At 70.1% G+C, this 17,761-nt stretch carries 24 protein-coding genes; 10 read left to right on the top strand and 14 right to left on the bottom strand.

Going from position 1 to position 17,761, the window contains the following annotated elements; genetic code table 11:
* Positions 1-67 precede the first annotated feature (67 nt).
* Positions 68-637 (top strand): hypothetical protein, encoded by a 570-nt coding sequence (locus ACGFY5_RS24930; protein ID WP_392723336.1) that lies wholly within the window; start codon positions 68-70, stop codon positions 635-637.
* On the opposite strand, the gene ACGFY5_RS24925 is transcribed toward ACGFY5_RS24930, so the two are convergent.
* From ACGFY5_RS24925 to ACGFY5_RS24900, 6 genes are all read right to left on the bottom strand, one after another.
* Entirely contained in the window at positions 608-1,858 is a 1,251-nt protein-coding gene (locus ACGFY5_RS24925) for an RNA polymerase sigma factor (RefSeq protein WP_392723334.1), read from the bottom strand. The two genes, ACGFY5_RS24930 and ACGFY5_RS24925, sit on opposite strands and share 30 nt — an antisense overlap.
* An 18-nt stretch (positions 1,859-1,876) precedes the next feature.
* On the bottom strand, positions 1,877-2,305 hold the full coding sequence (locus ACGFY5_RS24920) for a YciI family protein (protein WP_392723332.1): 429 nt from the start codon (positions 2,303-2,305) through the stop codon (positions 1,877-1,879).
* A gap of 70 nt (positions 2,306-2,375) precedes the next feature.
* Complete coding sequence (locus ACGFY5_RS24915) at positions 2,376-2,786, bottom strand: hypothetical protein (protein ID WP_392723330.1); 411 nt, start codon at positions 2,784-2,786, stop codon at positions 2,376-2,378.
* 1 nt (position 2,787) lies between these two features.
* The gene (locus tag ACGFY5_RS24910; RefSeq protein ID WP_392723328.1) at positions 2,788-4,137 is read right to left on the bottom strand and encodes an alpha/beta hydrolase; all 1,350 of its coding nucleotides are present in this window, start codon (positions 4,135-4,137) and stop codon (positions 2,788-2,790) included.
* 27 nt (positions 4,138-4,164) lie between these two features.
* A complete protein-coding gene (locus ACGFY5_RS24905; RefSeq protein ID WP_392723326.1) occupies positions 4,165-4,344 on the bottom strand; it encodes a hypothetical protein in 180 nt (59 codons plus the stop codon).
* Between the two features lie 103 nt (positions 4,345-4,447).
* Positions 4,448-4,777: a hypothetical protein gene (locus ACGFY5_RS24900; RefSeq protein WP_392723324.1), complete on the bottom strand. Its 330-nt coding sequence runs from the start codon at positions 4,775-4,777 to the stop codon at positions 4,448-4,450.
* Positions 4,778-4,855: 78 nt separating this feature from the next.
* Between ACGFY5_RS24900 and ACGFY5_RS24895 the strand changes: the two genes are divergently transcribed.
* Together ACGFY5_RS24895 and ACGFY5_RS24890 are read left to right on the top strand one after the other, a co-directional pair.
* Positions 4,856-5,365, top strand: coding sequence for a GNAT family N-acetyltransferase (locus tag ACGFY5_RS24895; RefSeq protein ID WP_392723322.1), 510 nt, complete (start codon positions 4,856-4,858; stop codon positions 5,363-5,365).
* Positions 5,362-6,282 (top strand): GNAT family N-acetyltransferase, encoded by a 921-nt coding sequence (locus ACGFY5_RS24890; protein WP_392723320.1) that lies wholly within the window; start codon positions 5,362-5,364, stop codon positions 6,280-6,282. Before ACGFY5_RS24895 ends, ACGFY5_RS24890 begins: the two co-directional genes overlap by 4 nt.
* A gap of 101 nt (positions 6,283-6,383) precedes the next feature.
* Here the strand turns inward: ACGFY5_RS24890 and ACGFY5_RS24885 are convergent, their stop codons facing one another.
* A complete protein-coding gene (locus tag ACGFY5_RS24885; protein ID WP_392723318.1) occupies positions 6,384-7,154 on the bottom strand; it encodes a class I SAM-dependent methyltransferase in 771 nt (256 codons plus the stop codon).
* 196 nt (positions 7,155-7,350) lie between these two features.
* Here ACGFY5_RS24885 and ACGFY5_RS24880 point away from each other — a divergent pair, with 196 nt between their 5' ends.
* Genes ACGFY5_RS24880 through ACGFY5_RS24870 form a run of 3 tightly spaced genes read left to right on the top strand, consistent with a single transcriptional unit; the run spans position 7,351 to position 9,060 of the window.
* Positions 7,351-7,626: a hypothetical protein gene (locus ACGFY5_RS24880; protein WP_392723316.1), complete on the top strand. Its 276-nt coding sequence runs from the start codon at positions 7,351-7,353 to the stop codon at positions 7,624-7,626.
* Complete coding sequence (locus tag ACGFY5_RS24875; RefSeq protein ID WP_392723315.1) at positions 7,623-8,378, top strand: class I SAM-dependent methyltransferase; 756 nt, start codon at positions 7,623-7,625, stop codon at positions 8,376-8,378. The genes ACGFY5_RS24880 and ACGFY5_RS24875 overlap by 4 nt, the downstream gene beginning before the upstream one ends.
* Positions 8,347-9,060, top strand: coding sequence for a class I SAM-dependent methyltransferase (locus ACGFY5_RS24870; RefSeq protein ID WP_392723313.1), 714 nt, complete (start codon positions 8,347-8,349; stop codon positions 9,058-9,060). Before ACGFY5_RS24875 ends, ACGFY5_RS24870 begins: the two co-directional genes overlap by 32 nt.
* Here ACGFY5_RS24870 and ACGFY5_RS24865 read toward each other — a convergent pair.
* The 5 genes from ACGFY5_RS24865 to ACGFY5_RS24845 all read right to left on the bottom strand — a co-directional run bounded on the left by ACGFY5_RS24865 (position 9,045) and on the right by ACGFY5_RS24845 (position 13,016).
* Positions 9,045-9,620 (bottom strand): dihydrofolate reductase family protein, encoded by a 576-nt coding sequence (locus tag ACGFY5_RS24865; RefSeq protein WP_392723311.1) that lies wholly within the window; start codon positions 9,618-9,620, stop codon positions 9,045-9,047. The two genes, ACGFY5_RS24870 and ACGFY5_RS24865, sit on opposite strands and share 16 nt — an antisense overlap.
* Positions 9,621-9,712: 92 nt before the next feature.
* Positions 9,713-10,054 (bottom strand): GNAT family N-acetyltransferase, encoded by a 342-nt coding sequence (locus ACGFY5_RS24860; protein ID WP_392723911.1) that lies wholly within the window; start codon positions 10,052-10,054, stop codon positions 9,713-9,715.
* Between the two features lie 47 nt (positions 10,055-10,101).
* Positions 10,102-10,560, bottom strand: coding sequence for a KH domain-containing protein (locus ACGFY5_RS24855; RefSeq protein ID WP_392723309.1), 459 nt, complete (start codon positions 10,558-10,560; stop codon positions 10,102-10,104).
* A 316-nt stretch (positions 10,561-10,876) separates the two neighbouring features.
* Positions 10,877-11,161, bottom strand: coding sequence for a hypothetical protein (locus ACGFY5_RS24850; protein ID WP_392723307.1), 285 nt, complete (start codon positions 11,159-11,161; stop codon positions 10,877-10,879).
* Positions 11,148-13,016 (bottom strand): ABC transporter ATP-binding protein, encoded by a 1,869-nt coding sequence (locus tag ACGFY5_RS24845; protein WP_392723305.1) that lies wholly within the window; start codon positions 13,014-13,016, stop codon positions 11,148-11,150. The genes ACGFY5_RS24850 and ACGFY5_RS24845 overlap by 14 nt, the downstream gene beginning before the upstream one ends.
* A 119-nt stretch (positions 13,017-13,135) precedes the next feature.
* On the opposite strand from ACGFY5_RS24845, the gene ACGFY5_RS24840 reads away from it, so the two are divergent.
* Complete coding sequence (locus tag ACGFY5_RS24840) at positions 13,136-13,969, top strand: mycofactocin-coupled SDR family oxidoreductase (protein WP_392723303.1); 834 nt, start codon at positions 13,136-13,138, stop codon at positions 13,967-13,969.
* Positions 13,969-14,550 carry a hypothetical protein gene (locus tag ACGFY5_RS24835; protein WP_392723302.1) on the top strand — a complete coding sequence of 194 codons (582 nt, stop codon included), beginning with the start codon at positions 13,969-13,971 and terminating at the stop codon, positions 14,548-14,550. Before ACGFY5_RS24840 ends, ACGFY5_RS24835 begins: the two co-directional genes overlap by 1 nt.
* Before the next feature lie 893 nt (positions 14,551-15,443).
* On the opposite strand, the gene ACGFY5_RS24830 is transcribed toward ACGFY5_RS24835, so the two are convergent.
* A complete protein-coding gene (locus ACGFY5_RS24830; RefSeq protein ID WP_392723300.1) occupies positions 15,444-16,172 on the bottom strand; it encodes an SDR family oxidoreductase in 729 nt (242 codons plus the stop codon).
* Between the two features lie 103 nt (positions 16,173-16,275).
* Between ACGFY5_RS24830 and ACGFY5_RS24825 the strand changes: the two genes are divergently transcribed.
* Positions 16,276-17,094, top strand: coding sequence for a helix-turn-helix transcriptional regulator (locus tag ACGFY5_RS24825; RefSeq protein ID WP_392723299.1), 819 nt, complete (start codon positions 16,276-16,278; stop codon positions 17,092-17,094).
* On the opposite strand, the gene ACGFY5_RS24820 is transcribed toward ACGFY5_RS24825, so the two are convergent.
* Positions 17,022-17,414: a hypothetical protein gene (locus ACGFY5_RS24820; protein ID WP_392723932.1), complete on the bottom strand. Its 393-nt coding sequence runs from the start codon at positions 17,412-17,414 to the stop codon at positions 17,022-17,024. The two genes, ACGFY5_RS24825 and ACGFY5_RS24820, sit on opposite strands and share 73 nt — an antisense overlap.
* 63 nt (positions 17,415-17,477) lie before the next feature.
* Between ACGFY5_RS24820 and ACGFY5_RS24815 the strand changes: the two genes are divergently transcribed.
* Positions 17,478-17,759 carry a hypothetical protein gene (locus ACGFY5_RS24815; protein ID WP_392723931.1) on the top strand — a complete coding sequence of 94 codons (282 nt, stop codon included), beginning with the start codon at positions 17,478-17,480 and terminating at the stop codon, positions 17,757-17,759.
* The last annotated feature ends 2 nt before the right edge of the window (positions 17,760-17,761 follow it).

Here is a 17,761-nt window from a genome sequence, read left to right as displayed (position 1 = left end):
GCTCTCCTGGGCGACCGTCCACTACCGATGCCGGGCGTGCATTTGCCGGACTGTTTACCCTGCAATTGTGGACACGGCTCAATTGCTGAATGTCTTGGCTTTGGCGGTGGCATTCGCCGCTGTGGTGGCGTCGACCGCTCTTTCGTGGCGCGCTCTCCGCTTGACGCACAACGCGAACCATTTACCCGTCGTCCTCGACGCACTCGAGGCACAACGAACGGCGGAATTCGCCACTCACGAGATCACACTCTGGGAGGAACTACCCAACCACGACGTCGCGCTAGGCTTCACCAGGCTGCCCGAGCCGCTGCGTGGCACGGCGTTCGAAGTCGCGTGTTATTACCAACATTTGAGCGCGCTGGCCGAATACGGCTTCGCCGAATGGGATCTTGTCGCCGTTCAGGTCTCGTACCGGATGCAACGCACCTGGACGTGCATCGAAGCGCACGTCCACGCCGAACGCGAATACCGCGGCGGCGAATACACATTCCTCAACACCTACGAAACGTTCGCGGCGAAGGTCGCGAAGACCGACATCGGCGAAGCCACCGAACGCCTCCACGAACGTGGCCGCCTGGCCCGCCTCCGGCACCGCCCCACGCCGCGGCTAGCAGGCGGCGGCGCGGGCGTGCAGTAGCGCCCGTTCGCGCTCGTTGCGAGTGAGGGAGGCCGCCCGCTCGAACTCCGCCCGCGCCTCGGTGTGCCGGCCCAGCTTGACCAGGAAGTCGCCGCGCGTCGCCGGGAGCAGGTGGTAGTTCTGCAGTGTCGGGAACGCCAGGAGCTGGTCCAGCAGCGCCAGCCCGGCCTCCGGCCCGTACGCCATCGACAGCGCCACCGCCCGGTTCAGCTCCACCACCGGCGACGGCTTGGTGGCGGCGAGGCGCTCGTAGAGTTCGGCGATCCGTACCCAGTCGGTGTCGTCGAAGCGGCGGGCCCGGGCGTGGCAGGCCGTGATCGCCGCCTGCAGCACATAGGGCCCAGGGGTTTCGTCGACCAGGGTTTCGGCTTTGGAAAGGGCGGCCAGGCCGCGGCGGATCAGCAACTGGTCCCAGCGGGCGCGGTTCTGGTCGGCCAGCAGAATGGGCTCGCCGCCGGGACCGGTGCGGGCGGCCGCCCGGGAAGCCTGGATCTCCATGAGCGCCACCAGGCCGTGCACCTCGGGCTCGCGCGGCGCCAGCCGGGCCAGGACGCGGCCGAGCCGCAGGGCGTCCTCGCACAGCGCCGGGCGCATCCAGTCGTCGCCGGCGGTGGCCGAGTAGCCCTCGTTGAAGATCAGGTAGACGACCTCGAGCACCGAGGAGAGCCGGGCCGCCAGCTCGTCGCCCTGCGGCACCTCGAACGGCACCTGGGCCTTGGCCAGCGTTTTCTTGGCCCGGACGATCCGCTGCGCGATGGTCGGCTCCGGTACCAGGAAGGCCCGGGCGATCTCGTCGGTGGTGAGGCCGCCGAGCAGCCGCAGCGTCAACGCGGTGCGCGCCTCCATGGACAGCACCGGGTGGCACGCCACGAACACCAGCCGGAGCAGGTCGTCGCCGATGCCGTCGTCCTCGGCGACGAGCGCGCCGATGTCGGGCGTCGCCTCCTCGAGTTCCCGGCCGACCTCCTCGACCTTGCGCTGGAAGGTCTCGTTGCGCCGGATCTGGTCGATCGCCCGGCGCTTGGCCGTGGTCATCAGCCAAGCGCCGGGATTACGCGGTACACCGTCCGCCGGCCACTGCTCCAGCGCTGCGACCAGCGCGTCCTGGGCGAGCTCCTCGGCCACGCCGACGTCGCGGACGAGCCTGGTCAGCCCGGCGATGAGCCGAGGTGATTCGATCCGCCAGACGGCTTCGATAGCGCGGTGGGTATCAGTGGCCACCGCCCCTGTATACCGTGATCAGACGTTTCCGGCGGCTTCCCGCTTCTCCGCGGCCTCGCGCTGCTCCGGGGTGAACTCGTCGCCGAAGTCGTCCGGGCCGAACGCGCGCCGGATCTCGAGGTTGGTGCCCGAGCCGTCCTTCGGCTGCGAGATCGGGCAGCGCTTGAACCGCTCGACGGCCTCCTCCAGCGACTTCATCTCGACGAGCCAGTAGCCGGCGATGAGCTCCTTGGTCTCGGTGAACGGCCCGTCGACCACGGTCTGCTTGTCGCCCTCGTAGTAGATCCGGGCACCATCGGAGCTGGGCGCGAGGCCGTCGGCCGCCAGGAGCACACCGTCGTCGATCAGCTCCTGGATGAACGCGCCCATCGTGTCGAAGTCCTCGGTGGCGGGCTTCACGCCGGCTTCGCTGTCCGCCGTGGCCTTCATGATCACCATGAACCGCATTGCTGTCTCCTTGTGTCAGGGTGTCTCTTCCCTAACGCGTCGAACGGCGGTCGCCCCACTCGACACCCCGTCAGAACTTTTTTTCGGGCTCGACGACGAAGCCGTGTTCCCCCTGCTCGTCGAGCACCAGCACAGGGCCGGCCACCGACGCGACGGCACGCGCCGCGACCTGCGCCGCAGCAGGATCGGGCTTCCGGAAAGCCGCACTCTCGAACCTCGCATCCGCCGCGAAACTGGTCTCCTGACCGGGCGAGGAGATCGTCACCTCGCCGAGGTCGAACTCGCCTCCGTCCTCGGGCAGCCGGGCGCCGGCATCCTCCCCGAGGACCGCGAACCAGTTCGCCCCGCAGCACCCGGCTGCGCGGAGCGCGTCCAGCACCTCCGCGACCGACGGCCGAGACGTCACCGCCGGAATCTTCAGGCCGTAGAACTCCGCCACCTCCGGGTCGTCCATCGGGGCGACGAACACGAAACCGCTCACGTCAACTCCGCGTGCAGGTCTGGTCGGTGGACGGGAGGGTTCCGGCCAGGAGATAGTCGTCGACTGCTTTGTCGACGCACTTGTTGCCGTCGAACAGGTAGACGCGGTGCCGGAACGCGCCGTCGAGGGTCACCAGGCGGGACCGGGTGAGCGCCCGGTGGATCCCCTGCTGCCCACCGACCGGATCACCGCTGGCCCCCACCAGCAGCGCGGGCACGTTCGACCCGATCCGCACCGGCCCCTTCGCCGGCTCGGCCGGCCAGAACGCGCACGGCGTGACGTTGCGCTCGAGCGGTCCGAACAGCGGTTCGTCGCGGAGATGGGTCTGAATGTCGCGGTAGTAGGTCTCCGGGTCCTTCGAGACGGGGCGGTCCGCGCATCGCACCGCGACCTCGCCGGCGGTCGGCCCCTCGGCGCCGGTACGGGCCTGCACCCGCGCGGTGAACGCCGCGTACGCCTCGTCGGTGTCGACGTCGATCCGCAGCAGCCCGGGCGGTGTCTGCTTCACCCCGGCGAGTACTTGGTCCTCGGAGGCCCCCAAGTGATAGGTCGCGTCTCGTTCCGCAGCCCAGCGCGCCCAGTTCGCCAACGCGGCGGCGTCCGGCTTACCGCTCGGCGCGGCGGCGGGGTCGAGCGCGCTGTCGAGCACCACCCGCCGGACGTGCTCCGGAAACATCTGCGCATACACCGCGCCGAGGTATCCCCCGTACGACCAGCCAAGATACGACACGCGGTCGGTGAGAAGCGCGCTGCGCACGACGTCCACATCCTGGGCATTGACGCGGGTGGAGACATACGGCAGGAGATCCTTGACGTTCGCGCAGCGGGAGGCGAGGTCTTTGGCGGTCGCGACGCTCGCCTCGAACGAGCGACGGTCGGGAGCGGCGGCAGGGGCGACGGCCGGCCAACCGCAGTCGAGCTTCGCGCTGCGTCCGGAGACGCTGACCAGGTCGTACCGGGCCGCCACCGTCGGCGACCCGTGCGACATCACCGGCGTGAGCCCCTGCAGCACGGCCAGCACCCCGTTGCCCGCGTTGCCGGTGTCGATGACCAGCGTCCCCTGGTGGTGGTCGCTGTCGGTGCCCAGCCGGCGGGTGACCGTCAGCGTGAGCGTCCGTCCGCGCGGCCGGTCGTAGTCCAGTGGCACCGTGATGTCGGCGCAGCGAGCCCCGACCTCGTCCAGGCGCTCACGGCAGCCGTGCCAGCTCACGTCCTGCCGGTAGAACCGGTCGAGCTCAAAAGGGTGGCTACCGCTGATCGCGAGCCGGATCACCGCTTCCCGCCCCCAGACCGCACAAACGACCACGATCAGGACCAGCACGACGATCAGGGGGCGACGCGATTTCAACACGAACCGGAATGTACTGGGGCTGTCACATCACCCCAGCTGCCCCAGCACCACGGAAGCGACGATGAACCCCCCGACGAGTCCGACGGACCGCCACGCAGGCCGACCCGCACCCCGCAGCATCCCGACCCCGAGCGGCACGAACGCCACCACCAGCCCCGCGACCTCCACCACCGAAGCCCACGTACTGCCTTTGAGCACCCCGATCATCAGCCCGACATCAACGCCAGCGCCACCGCCGGCACCAGCCGCAGCGTGCCCGACAAATAACATCCGATCGCCAGCACGATCCACCCGGCCATCACCGCACCGCTCAGGCTCGACACCACCCACTCCCGGTGCCCGTAATAGGCACCCACCGCGCGGGTGGCGGCGCCGAGACCGTTGCTGTCCACCACAGCAAACGCAAACGTTTGACGCCATCGTGAAAGGCCCGCGCGAACAGCCCGAACATCACCAGCGCGCCGCCCCACACCGCCCCGGCGGGGCGCGTGGCGCCGATCCGCGTGGCGACCGCGACGACCCCCGGCCACAGCGCCACGATCCCGGCGAGGAACAACGCGTAGGCGACGGTCATCACCGTTGGTTGCCGCTCGTAGGCGGCCAGCTGGTCGGGGAAGAAGAACGGGACGCCGAGGAACATGCCCAGCATCCTGCGGGGCGCGCCCCACGTACACATCGGACCGAGGCATCACGCGAGCTCACCAGGTACAACCGGAGGATGACGCCCGCTGGTCTGATCATCGAGCCCTGGACCAACGAGGACCTGGGCCTGCTGCGCCGGATCAACACCCCGGCCATGAAGAAGCACGTCGGCGGCCCGGAGACCGAGTCGCAGCTGCTGGTCCGACACGCGCGCTACCTGCGGTTCCCCACCGAAGGGCTCGGCCGCATGTTCAGCATCCGACTTGAGGACACCGGCGAGCCGGTCGGCAGTGTCGGCTACGCGGAACGGGTGTGGCAGGACGAGCCGGTGTTCGAGATGGGCTGGAACGTGCTGCCCGAGTACCAGGGCCGGGGCATCGCCGGCCGGGCCGCATCCGCCGCCGCGGCCCACGCTGCCGACACGGGCCGCCTCCGCTGGCTGCACGCGTTCCCGTCGGTCGACAACGCGCCGTCCAACGCGGTGTGCCGCCGCATCGGCTTCGAACTGGTCGGCGAGTGCGACTTCGAGTTCCCACCGGGCCGTTTCATGCGCAGCAACGACTGGCGCCTGGATCTGACCCGATGATCTTCCGCCCCGCCGTCGAGGCCGAGCTCGCCCGCGTCTTGCCGCTCGTCGTCGCGGATCCAGCGTGCGCTCTCACCGCCGACACCTACCGTGCCCGTCTCGCCGACGGCGAGTATCGCCTCGACCACACCTGGATCGCCGAGGACGCCTCCACGGTCCTGGCGGTCGCCATCTGGTGGGGAGACACCCGGCCCGAGGCTCTCGATGCGGTGTTCGTCCACGCCTCAGTGCACGACCCCGCGGCGCTGGCTGGTGATCTACTCGCCGCCGCGGGTGAACAGGCCGACTTCCATCTGCTTCTTCCACGCGACTGGCGGAATCAGCCCGACGTTGCCGCCGCCGTGGCATGGCGACGCGAAGCCGCAGGGCGCGCCGGGCTCGTGGCGAGTCTGGAGCGGCTGCGTTATGAGTGGACGCCGGGGGTCGGCCTCCCGGCGCCGTCCGGGCGCCTGTCCTTTCGTGCTGAGCCAGACGACGAGGTCTTCGTCGACCTGTTCCGCCAGGTCTTGGCGGGCAGCCTCGACACCACGTCCGGCCGGGAAGCCGCCCGGGTCGGCGCAGCAGCGCAGGCACGAAACGACGTCGCGTTCTACCGCGACGCCATGCTAGGCGACCGCTCCTGGTGGCGGATCGGCGAAGCTCCGGACGGAAAGGTGATCGGCTTTGGCGTCCCCTCGCGCAATCGCGCCTTCCCGGTCGTCGGCTACCTCGGAGTGCTACCCGAGCACCGCGGTCACCGGTATGCGGATGACATTCTCGGCGAGATCACCCGCATCCTCGCGTCCGAAACCGCGCCGAAGCGGATCCGCGCCGACACCGATTCGACAAACACCCCGATGGCCGCCGCCTTCGAGCGCGCCGGTTACCGCAATTACGCCTGCCGCTTGGTGCTGTCCGCCCCCGGTCCCCGCAGATAGAACGATGCGCGGTCACCGGCGTCCCTCGGCGAATCACGGCCAGTTCGGCAGGAGCGTGATTCCGAACCCGTTCAACCGCGTCAGCACGGCGGGCAGCCTGGCTAGTCGACGCGCTGGGCCAGGCGGAGGACGGTGAGGTAGCGGCGGGGGACGTGGTCGCCCATGCGGGTGCGGACGCGCTCGGAGATCGCGTCGAGGAGGGGTTCGCGGACGTCGGGCTCGAGCGCCCGGTAGAGGGACGTGGTGCGGAGCAGGTCGGCGACCCCGTTTCCGTCGAGCCACTGCACCGTCGGATACCACCGCACGATCGTCGGCCCGAACCGGGAGTCCAGATCGGGCACCGTCGCGTCCTCCTCCAGCGGCGGATGGCCCCAGCCCGGGTTGCCTGGCGAGAACTGCTCGTGCAGGTCCGCGGTCCCGGCGTACATCTCCGGCTCGTCCAGTCGACGAACGACGACGTGGTCGAGGACCGCCATCCATCCCTCGGGGCGCAGCAGGTCGTGCGCGCGTTGCCAGCCGACCGCGGGGTCGACCCAGTGCCACGACGACGCGGCGACGAGCAGGTCGAAGCGCCGGCCACTGTCGTCCCACTGCTCGAACGTGCTGCTCACGACGTCGACATTGCTGTTCGACGCGAGACGGCGGCGAGCAAGTGCACTGAGCTCGGCCCCGGGCTCGAGCGCGGTGACGGAACACCCGAGCACCGCGAGCGAGCGGGTGGCCTGTCCCGTGCCGCACCCGACCTCGAGCACGGCGGCGTTCTGGCCCACGCCGGTAATCTGCACCAGGTCGGCGAACAGCTCGTCGGGGTATCCGGGCCGGGCCCGCTCGTAGATGTCCGCCACCTCGTCGAACACGTGCCCGCCGCTCATCCCACGCCCACCTCCGCGATCACTGTTCCGCTCGTTCCTACCGGGACTTCGGCGACGATCCGGCCCGTAGGGTCGATCGCGCACGTCGGGCCGGTCCGATTCGGGTCGCGTCCCGTTGCCCGGTGACATCGGCGGAGAACAGCACCTGCGCCCCAGCAGCGGCGACACCCTCCGGGACGATCCGTATTCTGGCGCGATGCTCGGGCCGTTCAGCAAGTCGGTGCACGCCGAATACCACCAGTTCTACGTACAGGACGCCGAAGCGCACGACACAGCGATGAGAGCCGGCGCGGCCGTGGACCCCGATGTGGCGCCCGGCGGGTGGACCGATGACGCCGTGAAGCTGTACCGCATCGGCCCACCGCCGCGGGCGGACCCCGACGCCCCCGGCGAACACTTCGAGTACGTCCTCGACCTGTGGCCGAGCACCGAGCCCGCACCGCTGAACGTGTTGAAGCAGGGCACGGAATGACGCTCGACGCCGGGTATTTCGACGACTGGTACGCCGACATGAGCGCCTCGCCCGCCCGCGACGCGATCATGGCCCGGGCGCTGGGAGTGTCCGGAGTGACGGGCGTTCTTCCCTGGCGCGGGCTCGCGGACGTCACCGACGCCCTGCGCCTCGAACCCGGCGGTCTCCTCCTCGACATCGCGTGCGGCCGGGGCGCCTACGGCGTCGAAATCGCGCAACGCACCGGCGCGAGGCTCATCGGCGTCGACTTTTCGGCAGTTGCGCTTGAACAGGCCGCACAGCTGTCGGCAGACGCCGAGTTCCGGCTCGGGACGCTGACCGAGACCGGTCTCCCCACCGGAACTGCGAACGGGCTCATCTGCCTCGACTCCGTGCAGTTCGCCGCACCGCCCCTCGCCGCGCTCACCGAGTTCCACCGCCTGCTCGTTCCCGGCGGCCGGGTCGTCCTCACCGGCTGGGAGGCCGTGGACGACCGCGCGCCCGACCGCATCCGCGCCGTGAACCTCGCTCGGGACCTCCCGGAAGCAGGCTTCGTCGACGTCGAGGTCCACGACAAGCCCGACTGGCGCGCGGCCGAGCGCACGATGTGGGAGGACGCCCTGACCGCGCCCGCCACCGACGCGGCCGTGCGTTCACTGCAGGACGAGGGCCGACGCTCGCTGGAGACATTCGGTTCGCTGCGCCGCGTGTTCGCCACCGCTACGGCTCTACGATCGAGGGGTGTTCACGCGCCAAGGTCCGACGCTGGGTGAGCTGACCGTGCAGGCGCTGTCCTCGGTCGAGCGCGGGTACGACCTGCTCGCGCCGAAGTTCGACCACACACCGTTCCGCACGCCCGGCGTCGTGCTCGACGCGACGGTCGAGGCGCTGGCCGGGCACGGCCCGTTCGCCGACGGGCTCGACGTGTGCTGCGGAACCGGCGCGGGCCTGAACGTTCTGGAGTCGCTCTGCGACAACCGAGCCACCGGCGTCGACTTCAGCACCGGCATGCTCACGCAGGCCCGCGACGCGCACCCCGACGCCACGTTCGTGCGCGCCGACGCCCGCGCCCTGCCGTTCACCAGCGGCTTCGACCTGGCGGTCAGCTTCGGCGCCCTCGGGCACTTCCTGCCCGCAGACCGGCCCGCGCTGTTCGAGAGCGCGTATCGCGCCCTGCGCCCCGGCGGCCTGTTCGCGTTCCCGATCGAGGCGCCCCCGCCGCCCACGTCGAGCTGGTTCTGGCTCACGCACGGCTTCGATCTGACGATGCGCGTGCGCAACGCCGTGTGGCGTCCGCAGTTCGTCATGTACTACCGGCTCAGCGCCCTGCCGGACGTCACCGCCGACCTGTCCGCCGCCGGCTTCGAGACGACGTCGGTCGAGCTGACCGCTGCGGGCGAGTACCGCCCCGGTAGCCCCCGCTGCCTGCTGGTTCTCGCTCACCGCCGCCGGTAGGAGGCGATGATCACGCCTTTGGTGGTCGTGACGCAGTCGGTCAGGTCGAATTCGGTCAGGGGCGCGGGCCCGTCGAACAGGCGGGTGCCGGTGCCGAGCGTCAGCGGGTGGATGAGCAGCGTGTAGTGGTCGATCAGGCCGGCGGCGTGCAGGCTGCGCACGAGCGACGCGCTGCCGATGATCGCGAGGTCCCGATCGTTCAGCGCGGCCACGGTTTCGGTCGCGTCCCCCCGCAGCAGCACCGAGTTCTCCCAGGCCGACGTTTCCTCCAGCGTCCGCGACACCACATACTTGGTCGCCGCGTTCATGTGCTCGGTCATCGGGTTGCCGTCGGTGGCACGGGCCCAGACGGAGATGAAGTCCTGCCAGGTCCGCCGGCCGAACAGCATGTCACCGGACTCTGACCTGGCCTTGCCCATCTCGCGGGCCATCACCTCGTCGTTGTACGGCCCGCCCCAGCCGCCGTGCTCGAACCCGCCGCGGGTGTCCTCGTCCGGGCGCCCGAGGCCCTGCACGACGCCGTCGAGCGTGATCCACATCGTGGCCGAAATCGAACCCATCGTTCTGCTCCGTTCGGTGGTGCCGGCCGCGGTTCGCGACCGATCACCACCTATACGACCAACGACCGCCGATTTCGACACGGGTCGGCGAATCACTCGAGCCGCAACAGCGCCGCGGACGTGGGGCGCATCCCGCAGGCGTCCTCGTAGAACGCTGCCAAATGCGGTTCGTAGTCGACGTGCAGCCACTCGCAACCGAGCCGGGTGGCCTCCGCAGTGGCTTCCCGGACGAGGCCGACGCCGATGCCCGCCCGTTGGTGTTCCGGGTGGACAGCGGTGTCGAGCAGCACGGCGTGGGCGCCCCCGTCGCCGATCACGTTGACGAAGCCCACCAGTTCGTCGTCCGCGCGGGCGGTGACCCACAGCAGGCTGTGACGTGCGAGCCGCTCATTCCAGGGCTCTTCGGAGTCGTGGCCGAACGCCGCCTGGTGCAGGCGACTGATCTCGTGATCGGTGGCGGGGCCGTGGAGGCGGAATCGAATCAGGAGTCCTCCAGGATTTCCAGGGAGACGCGACTCCCGGTCAGCTCTTCGAGCTCGCCGCGGAGGCGGTCGGCCTCGTCGCCACGTGGCCCCACCAGCGCGATCGGACGCGCGGCGCGGACAGTGACGCGGAGCCGGTCGGCAGTGCGGCCGACGCTCACCTCCGAGATTCCGACGAGCCGGTCGACGGCCCGCTGCACGGCGCTGCGGATCGCGGTCTCCTGGTCGGACACGAGCGTTGCGTCGGCTGCGCTCACCAGAAGGCGGTCCACCAGTTCCTGGCGGCCCGAGGCGTCAGCCGCCGCATAGGCCTCCGCGGCCTCCGGCGTCAGCTCCAGATCGACGAAAACGCGGAGCACCGACCCGGTGATCACCGCCCTGCGGGCAACCGTGTACTTCTCTCCGGTCTCGGCCATCCGGGCCCGGACCAGCCTCTTGAACGCACTGTTGTCAGTCACGCGAGATCCTCTGTGGCGACACTGCCCCGCGCTCTGATCGCCATCGCTCACCGGTGACTGATCGTTCGTCGACGAGCGCGAACCAGCGGCCCTTGTCCTCACCGCCGCCGTGGACGCGGGCCACAACGACTCGGAGTGCGGCAGTCGCTCCTGCCGAACACCACCCTAGTACCGAAGCAGCTCGGCCGGCACCGCAGAGCCCCTGGCCCGGCTGGAAGTGACGGCGCATGCCGATGAACCGCTTCTCCGGTGGCCGCGCGACGGTCAGCTCCGCCGATCCAGCGCCAGCGACGCGGCGAGAATCCAGGTCCGACACTCACGTCAGGTCGCGCAGACCCGCCTCCCACCGCTGCTGACGCTCCTCGAGCGTCTGCTCCCACCACGGCACACCCCGCTCGCCGAGCGCCACCTTCGCGACCTGCACCCGGGCCCGCGCCGACGCCGGGTCCTTCTTCGCGCGGAGCAACGACCCCACGTCCCGGCGCGCCGACATCAGCGCCCGGCGCAGTTCCGCGGCGACGTCCTCCGGAATCGCCGGGTCGGTCGCCCGCCACCGCCGCCCCTTGATAACGACGAAGTGCCCGTCGTCAGTGGTCTCCACCCAGCGAGGTGTAACCGGCCGCTTGCAGGCTAAACAGCTCCGCGTACCGGCCGCCGTCGACGCTCATCAGCTCCTCGTGCGTCCCGGTCTCCACGAGCCGCCCCTCGTGCAGCACGTAGATCCGGTCGGCGTGCCGCACGTTCGCCAGCCGGTGCGTGATCAGGATCGTCGTCGTCTCGCCCTGCCGGTCCCGGATCGCCTGGAACAGCGCGTCCTCCGCGCGCGGGTCGAGCGCCGACGACGGCTCGTCCATGATCAGCAGGTCCGGCGACGAGTAGAAGCCGCGCGCCGCGGTGATGCGCTGCCACTGGCCCCCCGACAGGTCCTGCCCGTTGGCGAACGTCCGGTCGAGCAGCGTCCGGTAGCCGAACGGCAGCCCGGCGATCATCTCGTGCGCCGCCGCCCGCCGCGCCGCCTCCTCGACCCGCTCCTGCTCCGGATCGAACCGCACGTCCCCGAGGTGGATGTTGGTCTCGGCGGTGAACGGCCACTTGTACGAGTCCTGCGTGACGACGGCGATCCGCGGGTTGTCGCCCGTCGATCGGCGTCCGTTCCAGCGGATCTCGCCGCTGCTCGGAGCCCGGAGCCCGGCGATCAGCGCCGCGAGCGTCGATTTGCCCGAGCCGTTCTCCCCCACGAACGCGACGGTCTGCCCGGCCTCGACGGTGAGGCTCACCTCGTCGAGAGCGAGTTCTTCGCGGCCCGGGTACCGCAGGCTCACCGCGTCGATATCCAGGCGGGAAAGCGGATCGGGGAGACGGTCCGGAAGGGACGCGGGAGCGAAGTCGGCGGCGCGGTCGAGGAAGTGGACGTAGTCGCGGAAGAGCTGACCTTCGGAGTAGACGCGGTCGATCTGGTAGACGGTCGTGGTCAGCGTGCGCTGGGCCGCCTGGAGGGCGACGACGCAGGTCGCGGCGGCCGCGAGCGGGATGTGGCCGCGGAGCAGCAGGAACCCGAGCAGGACGTAGACGGCGGCCGTGGCCAGCCCACCGGTGAACGAGCCGACCGACTGTGTGGTGCTGATCCGGCGGGCCATCGCGAGCTGGATCCGGGTCTCGGCGCCCATCACGTCGTCGTGGAGACCGAGCAGGAACGTGCGGAGGCGGTAGGCGCGCAGTTCGGGGGCGGAGTCGCGCTGGGCCATCAGGTCGTGCAGGATCCGCAGCCGCCGACGCCGCACGGAGCTGGCGAGGAACGTGAGGTACCGGACCCGCCCGGTGTGCAACGACGCCCACAGCCGCGGAACCGTGGCCACGACCAGCGCGATCAGCAGCAGCGGGTGGATCACCACGATCGCGACCGCGACCGCGACGATGCCGATCACGCCGGCCAGCAGGTCGAACGACACCTCGACGAGGTCGATCACCGAACTGGAGTTGCGGGTGGCGCGCTCCATGTCGTCGGCGAACGCGTCCTCGTCGAACGCCTCGAGCGGAACGGCGGTCGTGACGGCGAACAACCCCTGTTCGACCTCGTGGTTGACCCTCGGCGTCAGGCTGTTCTGCGCGTACCCGGTAGCGACGGTGAGCAGCGCGCGGATCGCCGTCGCGACACCGAGCGCCGCCAGCGCGGGAATCGCCGCGCGGAGTCGGTCGGGGGTGGGGCCGGACGCGAACAGCTCGACGAGGATCTGCTGGGTGGCGAGCAGCCCGAACGTGGCCATCGCGCCGCTGACCACGGCCGACGCCGCGATGACCGTCGTCCGCAGCCGGTCGGCGCGCCAGCTGACGCGCACCGCCTGAGCGACCAGGCCCGGTAAGCCCGCGATCAGGGTGAACGCGCCGGTCTCGGCGCGGGCGCGGTCGCCGCTCTCCCACCACATGACGCGCAGTTCCGGCAGCACAGACTCCGTCATGCGTTCCACGATCCCGGATTCCGACGCGAACGAGCGGGTTCACTCAGCTAGTAGACAGTGTCTATTACGCGAGCGTACGGTCGGTACGTTCCTGACACCGAATACGCAAGAGGCAGATAATGGGCAAATTAGAGGGCAAAGTAGCCTTCATCACCGGGGCCGCCCGCGGACAGGGCCGCAGCCACGCGATCCGACTCGCGCAGGAGGGCGCCGACATCGTCGCGATCGACATCGCGGCGCAGATGCCGGAGGTCGGCTACCCGATGGCGACCCCCGACGACCTCGCCGAGACCGTCAAAGAGGTCGAGGCCCTCGACCGCCGGATCGTCGCCAGCGTGGCCGACGTCCGCGACATCGACTCGATGCGCGCGGTCTTCGACAGTGGGATCGCCGAGTTCGGGCGCGTCGACATCGTGTCCGCCAACGCCGGGGTCATGCCCGTCTACGGCGAGACCGCGCAGACGATGGACGCCTGGAACGCGACGCTCGACGTCCTGCTCACCGGCGTCCTCAACACGATCGAGCTGACCTATCCCCGCATGATCGAGCAGGGCGACGGCGGCTCGATCGTCGTCACCAGTTCGATGGCGGCGCTGCAGCCGATGATCCGGACGCTCAACGGCAAGACGCTCGGCCTGCTCGGGTACTCGGCGGCGAAGGCAGCCGTGATCAACCTGGCCAACAACTACGCGAGCGTGCTCGCCGAGCACAAGATCCGGGTCAACGTCATCTGCCCGACCGGTGTGCACACCCCGATGACCCAGAACGCGATGATCGAGGAGTACTTCGTCACCGGCGACCCGCGCGACCACCAGTCGCTGCAGAACGCGATTCCCGTCGACATGGTCGACCCGGTCGACATCTCCAACACCCTGGCCTACCTGGCCTCGGACGACGCGCGCTACGTCACCGGCGTGACGATCCCCGTGGCCGCGGGAGCTACGCTGCGCTGATGGCGCAGCAGACGCGGCGGGAGAGCCTCGCAGCGACCGACGACGTCCGCGCCGTCGAAACCCGCCGACGCCTGATCAGCGCTTTCCGCGATGCGGTGGACGGACCGGACCTCTCGGTCACCGAGTTCTGCCGCACCGCACGCGTCGCCCGGAGCACTTTTTACACGCATTTCGCGACGATGCAGGACGTGGCCGTCGCGGCGGTGAGCGAAGTCTTCGCGGAGATCGAACCGTTGGACTCCTCCCGCCGCTCCGACCACGTCCTGTCGCGTCCCGAGATCACGCGGCTCGGCCTGCGCGCGATGGTCGACGGGCTGTGGGAAGCCCGCGCGCTCGTGCGGTACGCGGGCTCCAAGCCCCTCATCCAGAGCAAGCTCGTCGAGGAAGTCGCTGTCGTCGCCCGCGGCACCGTGCTCTCCGAGCTGCCCTCGCTCGACGAGAACGGCGTGCGCACGCTCGCGCTGTACATGGCCGCCGGCACCGTCTACGTGCTGCTCGACTGGATCGAGGAGCCGTCGATCTCCGCGGACGAGCTGATGGAACACCTCTACACCGCGTTCCCGGCGTGGCTGACCGCGTAGTCGACACCGTCCTCGTGCGGTGGTACGAGCGGCGGGATCGTTCACCCGGCATCGTCGACCGCTGGCTCCGCGCCGCCGAGGAGCACCTGCCGGAGGCCATGCCGCGCCGCTACGGCGACACCGAGCCTCTCCGCGGGTCCGGTGGCTTCGCCGCTGCATACGCCCGCGCATCGTCCCTGTTTTTTCTGTCCGGAACTCCGCCGGTGCACCACGCGTCGTTGTCCGCCGGCCACGGGGTGGTTGCGGTCCACACGCTTCAAGCAGAACTTCCGATCGACGATATTCGGGTGCGCAATTTTGCGTTGGCTCTCGTACATCCGGGCGTGGTGTACGTGTCGGCGTCGCTCGAAGGGGGTCTCACCCTGGACAGGGGCACCCTGTGGGGCCCGGGGAGTTCGCGCGGCGAGCCCTATCTGGCGCCGCACGGCGACTGGTTGGGGTTGCCGCCGGAGCCGCCGGCCTGGTGCTGGTTCGGGCCGGTGTATCGGCGGGTGCGCGTGGGGTCGGCGGTTTCCGGCGGCCGGCTCTGGACCAGTGGGCCGTGGGTTCGCCCGTCATTGCAGGCGCGTTTGTCCGAAGTCGACCCGGCACGACGCTATGCACCGCGTCGCCCGCGGGGCTTGCGTCGTTCTGTGCTTCTTGGGGCTCTTGGGCCCAATCGACGGGCCCGCTGATCGCGGACGACATATACGCCTTTCCGCCGAGGGCCCCGCGGGCGGAGCCCCGCGGGCAGCGCCGCGGGCGGAGCCCCGCGGGCAGCGCCGCGGGCGGAGCCCCGCGGGCAGCGTTGCGGGCAGCGTTGCGGGCGGAGCCCCGCGGGCAGCGTTGCGGGCGGAGCCCCGCGGGCAGCGTTGCGGGCGGAGCCCCGCGGGCGGCGCGTCATGGGCGGAGCGTCATGGGCGTTGGCGGGTGGGGCGGACGATGATTTCGTTGACGTCGACGTCGTCGGGCTGGTCGATCGCGAAAGCGATCGCGGCCGCAATCGCCTGCGGCTGAATCGACGCTGCCCGATAGGTGCGCATCGCCTCCCGGGCCTCGGGGTCGGTGATGTGCTCGGCCAACTCCGACTCGACCACACCCGGCGAGATGGTCGTAACCCGGATACCGGGGTCGGCCTCCTGACGCAGTCCTTCGGTGATCGCCCAGGTGGCGAACTTGGTTCCCGAGTACACCGCGGAGGTCGCGACGACCTCGTGCGCCCCGACCGACGCCACGCCGACAAGATGCCCGGCACCCTGCTCCCGGAACACCGGAAGCGCGGCGGCAATGCCGTTGAGCAGCCCGCGGACGTTCACGTCCAGCATCCGGTCCCACTCCTCGACGAGAAGCGCATCCAGCCGCGACAGGAGCATCACACCGGCATTGGCAACGAGCACATCAAGCCGCCCATACCGTTCGACGATCCCATCAACAACAGCCCCAACAGCACCTCGATCAGTGACATCAAGCCCAACGACGTCAACCCGCCCCGAGGGGCTGACTGACGCAGCCAGGGCGTCGAGCCGGTCCTTGCGACGAGCAGCCGCAACGACGTGGTGACCATCGGCAGCAAGCCGGCGCACAACCGCGGCGCCGATCCCACTACTGGCCCCGGTAACAAGAACAACCTTCGAAGTGGTCATGACCCAACCGTTCGCCCACCACGGCCTATCCGGGAGAGCCACATCCCTCCCTGGGAGCACCACACCCAGGCACAATCCGGACCACCGTGCCTACGCTCAACCCATGACCACCACGCCGCTCGGCGACTTCCTCCGCAGCCGCCGAGCCGCCGTACGCCCAACGGACCTCGGCCTACCCGATGCCGGCCCGCGCCGCGTACCAGGCCTACGCCGCGAGGAGGTCGCCCAGCTCACGGGCATGAGCGTCGACTACTACGTCCGGCTGGAACAGGGCCGCGAACGCACCCCTTCCGCCGCGCTCCTGGACGCCCTGAGCACCGCCCTCCGCCTCGACGACGACGCCCGCTCACACCTGTTCCGCCTGGCCGGACTAGCGCCGCGCGACCGCGGCCCGCACGGCGTCGAGCACGTCGACGAGGGCCTCGTTCAGCTGCTGAGCGCCTGGCCCAACAACCCGGCGTTGGTGTACGGCCGCGCCTACGACGTGCTCGCGGCGAACCCCATCGCCGAAGCCCTGTTCGGTGGCTTCGCGTTCACCCGCAACCTGATGCTGCTGGTCTTCACCGACCCCCACCCCCACGACTTCTACGCCGACTGGCCGGCCGTCGCAGCGAACACCGTGGCCGGCTTCCGGATGCGTTTCGGCCGCTCCCCCGACGACCCCCGGATCAAGTCCGTACTGCACGAGCTGCTCGCGGGTAGCGCGGAGTTCCGCGATTTCTGGGCGCGCCACGACGCCCGAGGCAAGGCCCCCGAGGTCAAGACCTTCCACCATCCCGAGGTCGGCGACCTCACCCTCAGAACGCAGATCTTCGACGTAAGGGGCGCGGCCGGCCAGGAGCTGGTGGTCTACCACGCCGACCCGAACTCCCCGAGCGCCGACGCCGTAGCCCTGTTGGGCTCGCTGTCGGCGACGGCGTAAGGCTCGATAGAGAATTCCGTGACGAGCCCGGAGTCGATCCGGAACCGAATGAGCGCAAACGGGTGACCCCCCGGAGCGATCACCGCACCCGGCATCCCGTCGACGAGAACAGGCACGGCGACGGCGATCCGGTCACCGAAGTACCTGGTCTCCTCCGCGATCGGCCCCGCCCCCCGCACGACAGTAGGCGCGCCAGGCGGGAGCAGCCGCGGATCCACCGAACGCACGGCCCCAGGAGCCAACAGCGCCACCAACCGCCCCATATCGCCACCCGCCGCAGCCTCGAAAAACGCCTCCACCACCGCCATCTCCTCGACCACCGCACGAGCCCTCGCCCGATCCCCACCAGCGCCGCCGCCCCCTCCCACACCGCGGTCTCGCTCGTGAGCGCCGCGATCGTCAGCGCCGTCGCGCTGAGCACCGCGATCGTGAGCGCCGTGACGGTGAGCGCCGCGATCGTGAGCGCCGTGGGGCTGATGGCCGCGATCGTCAGCGCCGTCGGGCTGAGCACCGCGATCGTGGCCGTCGGGCTCAGCGACACGATCGTCGGCGCCGTGGGACTGAGCGCCGCGATCGCCGGCGCCGTGGGACTGAGCGCCGCGATCGTGAGCGTTGTGAGGCTGAGCGCCGGGGGCGGTCGCGGCGGGCGTGGCGTCGAGGCGTGATT

Origin of the sequence: Cryptosporangium sp. NPDC048952 (assembly GCF_043197895.1) — a bacterium.
Classification (GTDB): domain Bacteria; phylum Actinomycetota; class Actinomycetes; order Mycobacteriales; family Cryptosporangiaceae; genus Cryptosporangium.
Note: the sequence above shows the minus strand (reverse complement) of the source record. Positions and strands in the feature narration are given on the sequence as shown.

What these genes read in the sequence shown, in the direction of transcription:
- ACGFY5_RS24920 (WP_392723332.1), bottom strand. Translation starts at nt 2,305, where the DNA reads ATGCGGTTCATGGTGATCATGAAGGCCACGGCGGACAGCGAAGCCGGC.
- ACGFY5_RS24900 (WP_392723324.1), bottom strand. Translation starts at nt 4,777, where the DNA reads ATGTTCCTCGGCGTCCCGTTCTTCTTCCCCGACCAGCTGGCCGCCTAC.
- ACGFY5_RS24835 (WP_392723302.1), top strand. Translation starts at nt 13,969, where the DNA reads ATGGCGCAGCAGACGCGGCGGGAGAGCCTCGCAGCGACCGACGACGTC.
- ACGFY5_RS24830 (WP_392723300.1), bottom strand. Translation starts at nt 16,172, where the DNA reads ATGACCACTTCGAAGGTTGTTCTTGTTACCGGGGCCAGTAGTGGGATC.
- ACGFY5_RS24885 (WP_392723318.1), bottom strand. Translation starts at nt 7,154, where the DNA reads ATGAGCGGCGGGCACGTGTTCGACGAGGTGGCGGACATCTACGAGCGG.
- ACGFY5_RS24895 (WP_392723322.1), top strand. Translation starts at nt 4,856, where the DNA reads ATGACGCCCGCTGGTCTGATCATCGAGCCCTGGACCAACGAGGACCTG.
- ACGFY5_RS24875 (WP_392723315.1), top strand. Translation starts at nt 7,623, where the DNA reads ATGACGCTCGACGCCGGGTATTTCGACGACTGGTACGCCGACATGAGC.
- ACGFY5_RS24890 (WP_392723320.1), top strand. Translation starts at nt 5,362, where the DNA reads ATGATCTTCCGCCCCGCCGTCGAGGCCGAGCTCGCCCGCGTCTTGCCG.
- ACGFY5_RS24905 (WP_392723326.1), bottom strand. Translation starts at nt 4,344, where the DNA reads ATGATCGGGGTGCTCAAAGGCAGTACGTGGGCTTCGGTGGTGGAGGTC.
- ACGFY5_RS24865 (WP_392723311.1), bottom strand. Translation starts at nt 9,620, where the DNA reads ATGGGTTCGATTTCGGCCACGATGTGGATCACGCTCGACGGCGTCGTG.
- ACGFY5_RS24880 (WP_392723316.1), top strand. Translation starts at nt 7,351, where the DNA reads ATGCTCGGGCCGTTCAGCAAGTCGGTGCACGCCGAATACCACCAGTTC.
- ACGFY5_RS24845 (WP_392723305.1), bottom strand. Translation starts at nt 13,016, where the DNA reads ATGACGGAGTCTGTGCTGCCGGAACTGCGCGTCATGTGGTGGGAGAGC.
- ACGFY5_RS24825 (WP_392723299.1), top strand. Translation starts at nt 16,276, where the DNA reads ATGACCACCACGCCGCTCGGCGACTTCCTCCGCAGCCGCCGAGCCGCC.
- ACGFY5_RS24840 (WP_392723303.1), top strand. Translation starts at nt 13,136, where the DNA reads ATGGGCAAATTAGAGGGCAAAGTAGCCTTCATCACCGGGGCCGCCCGC.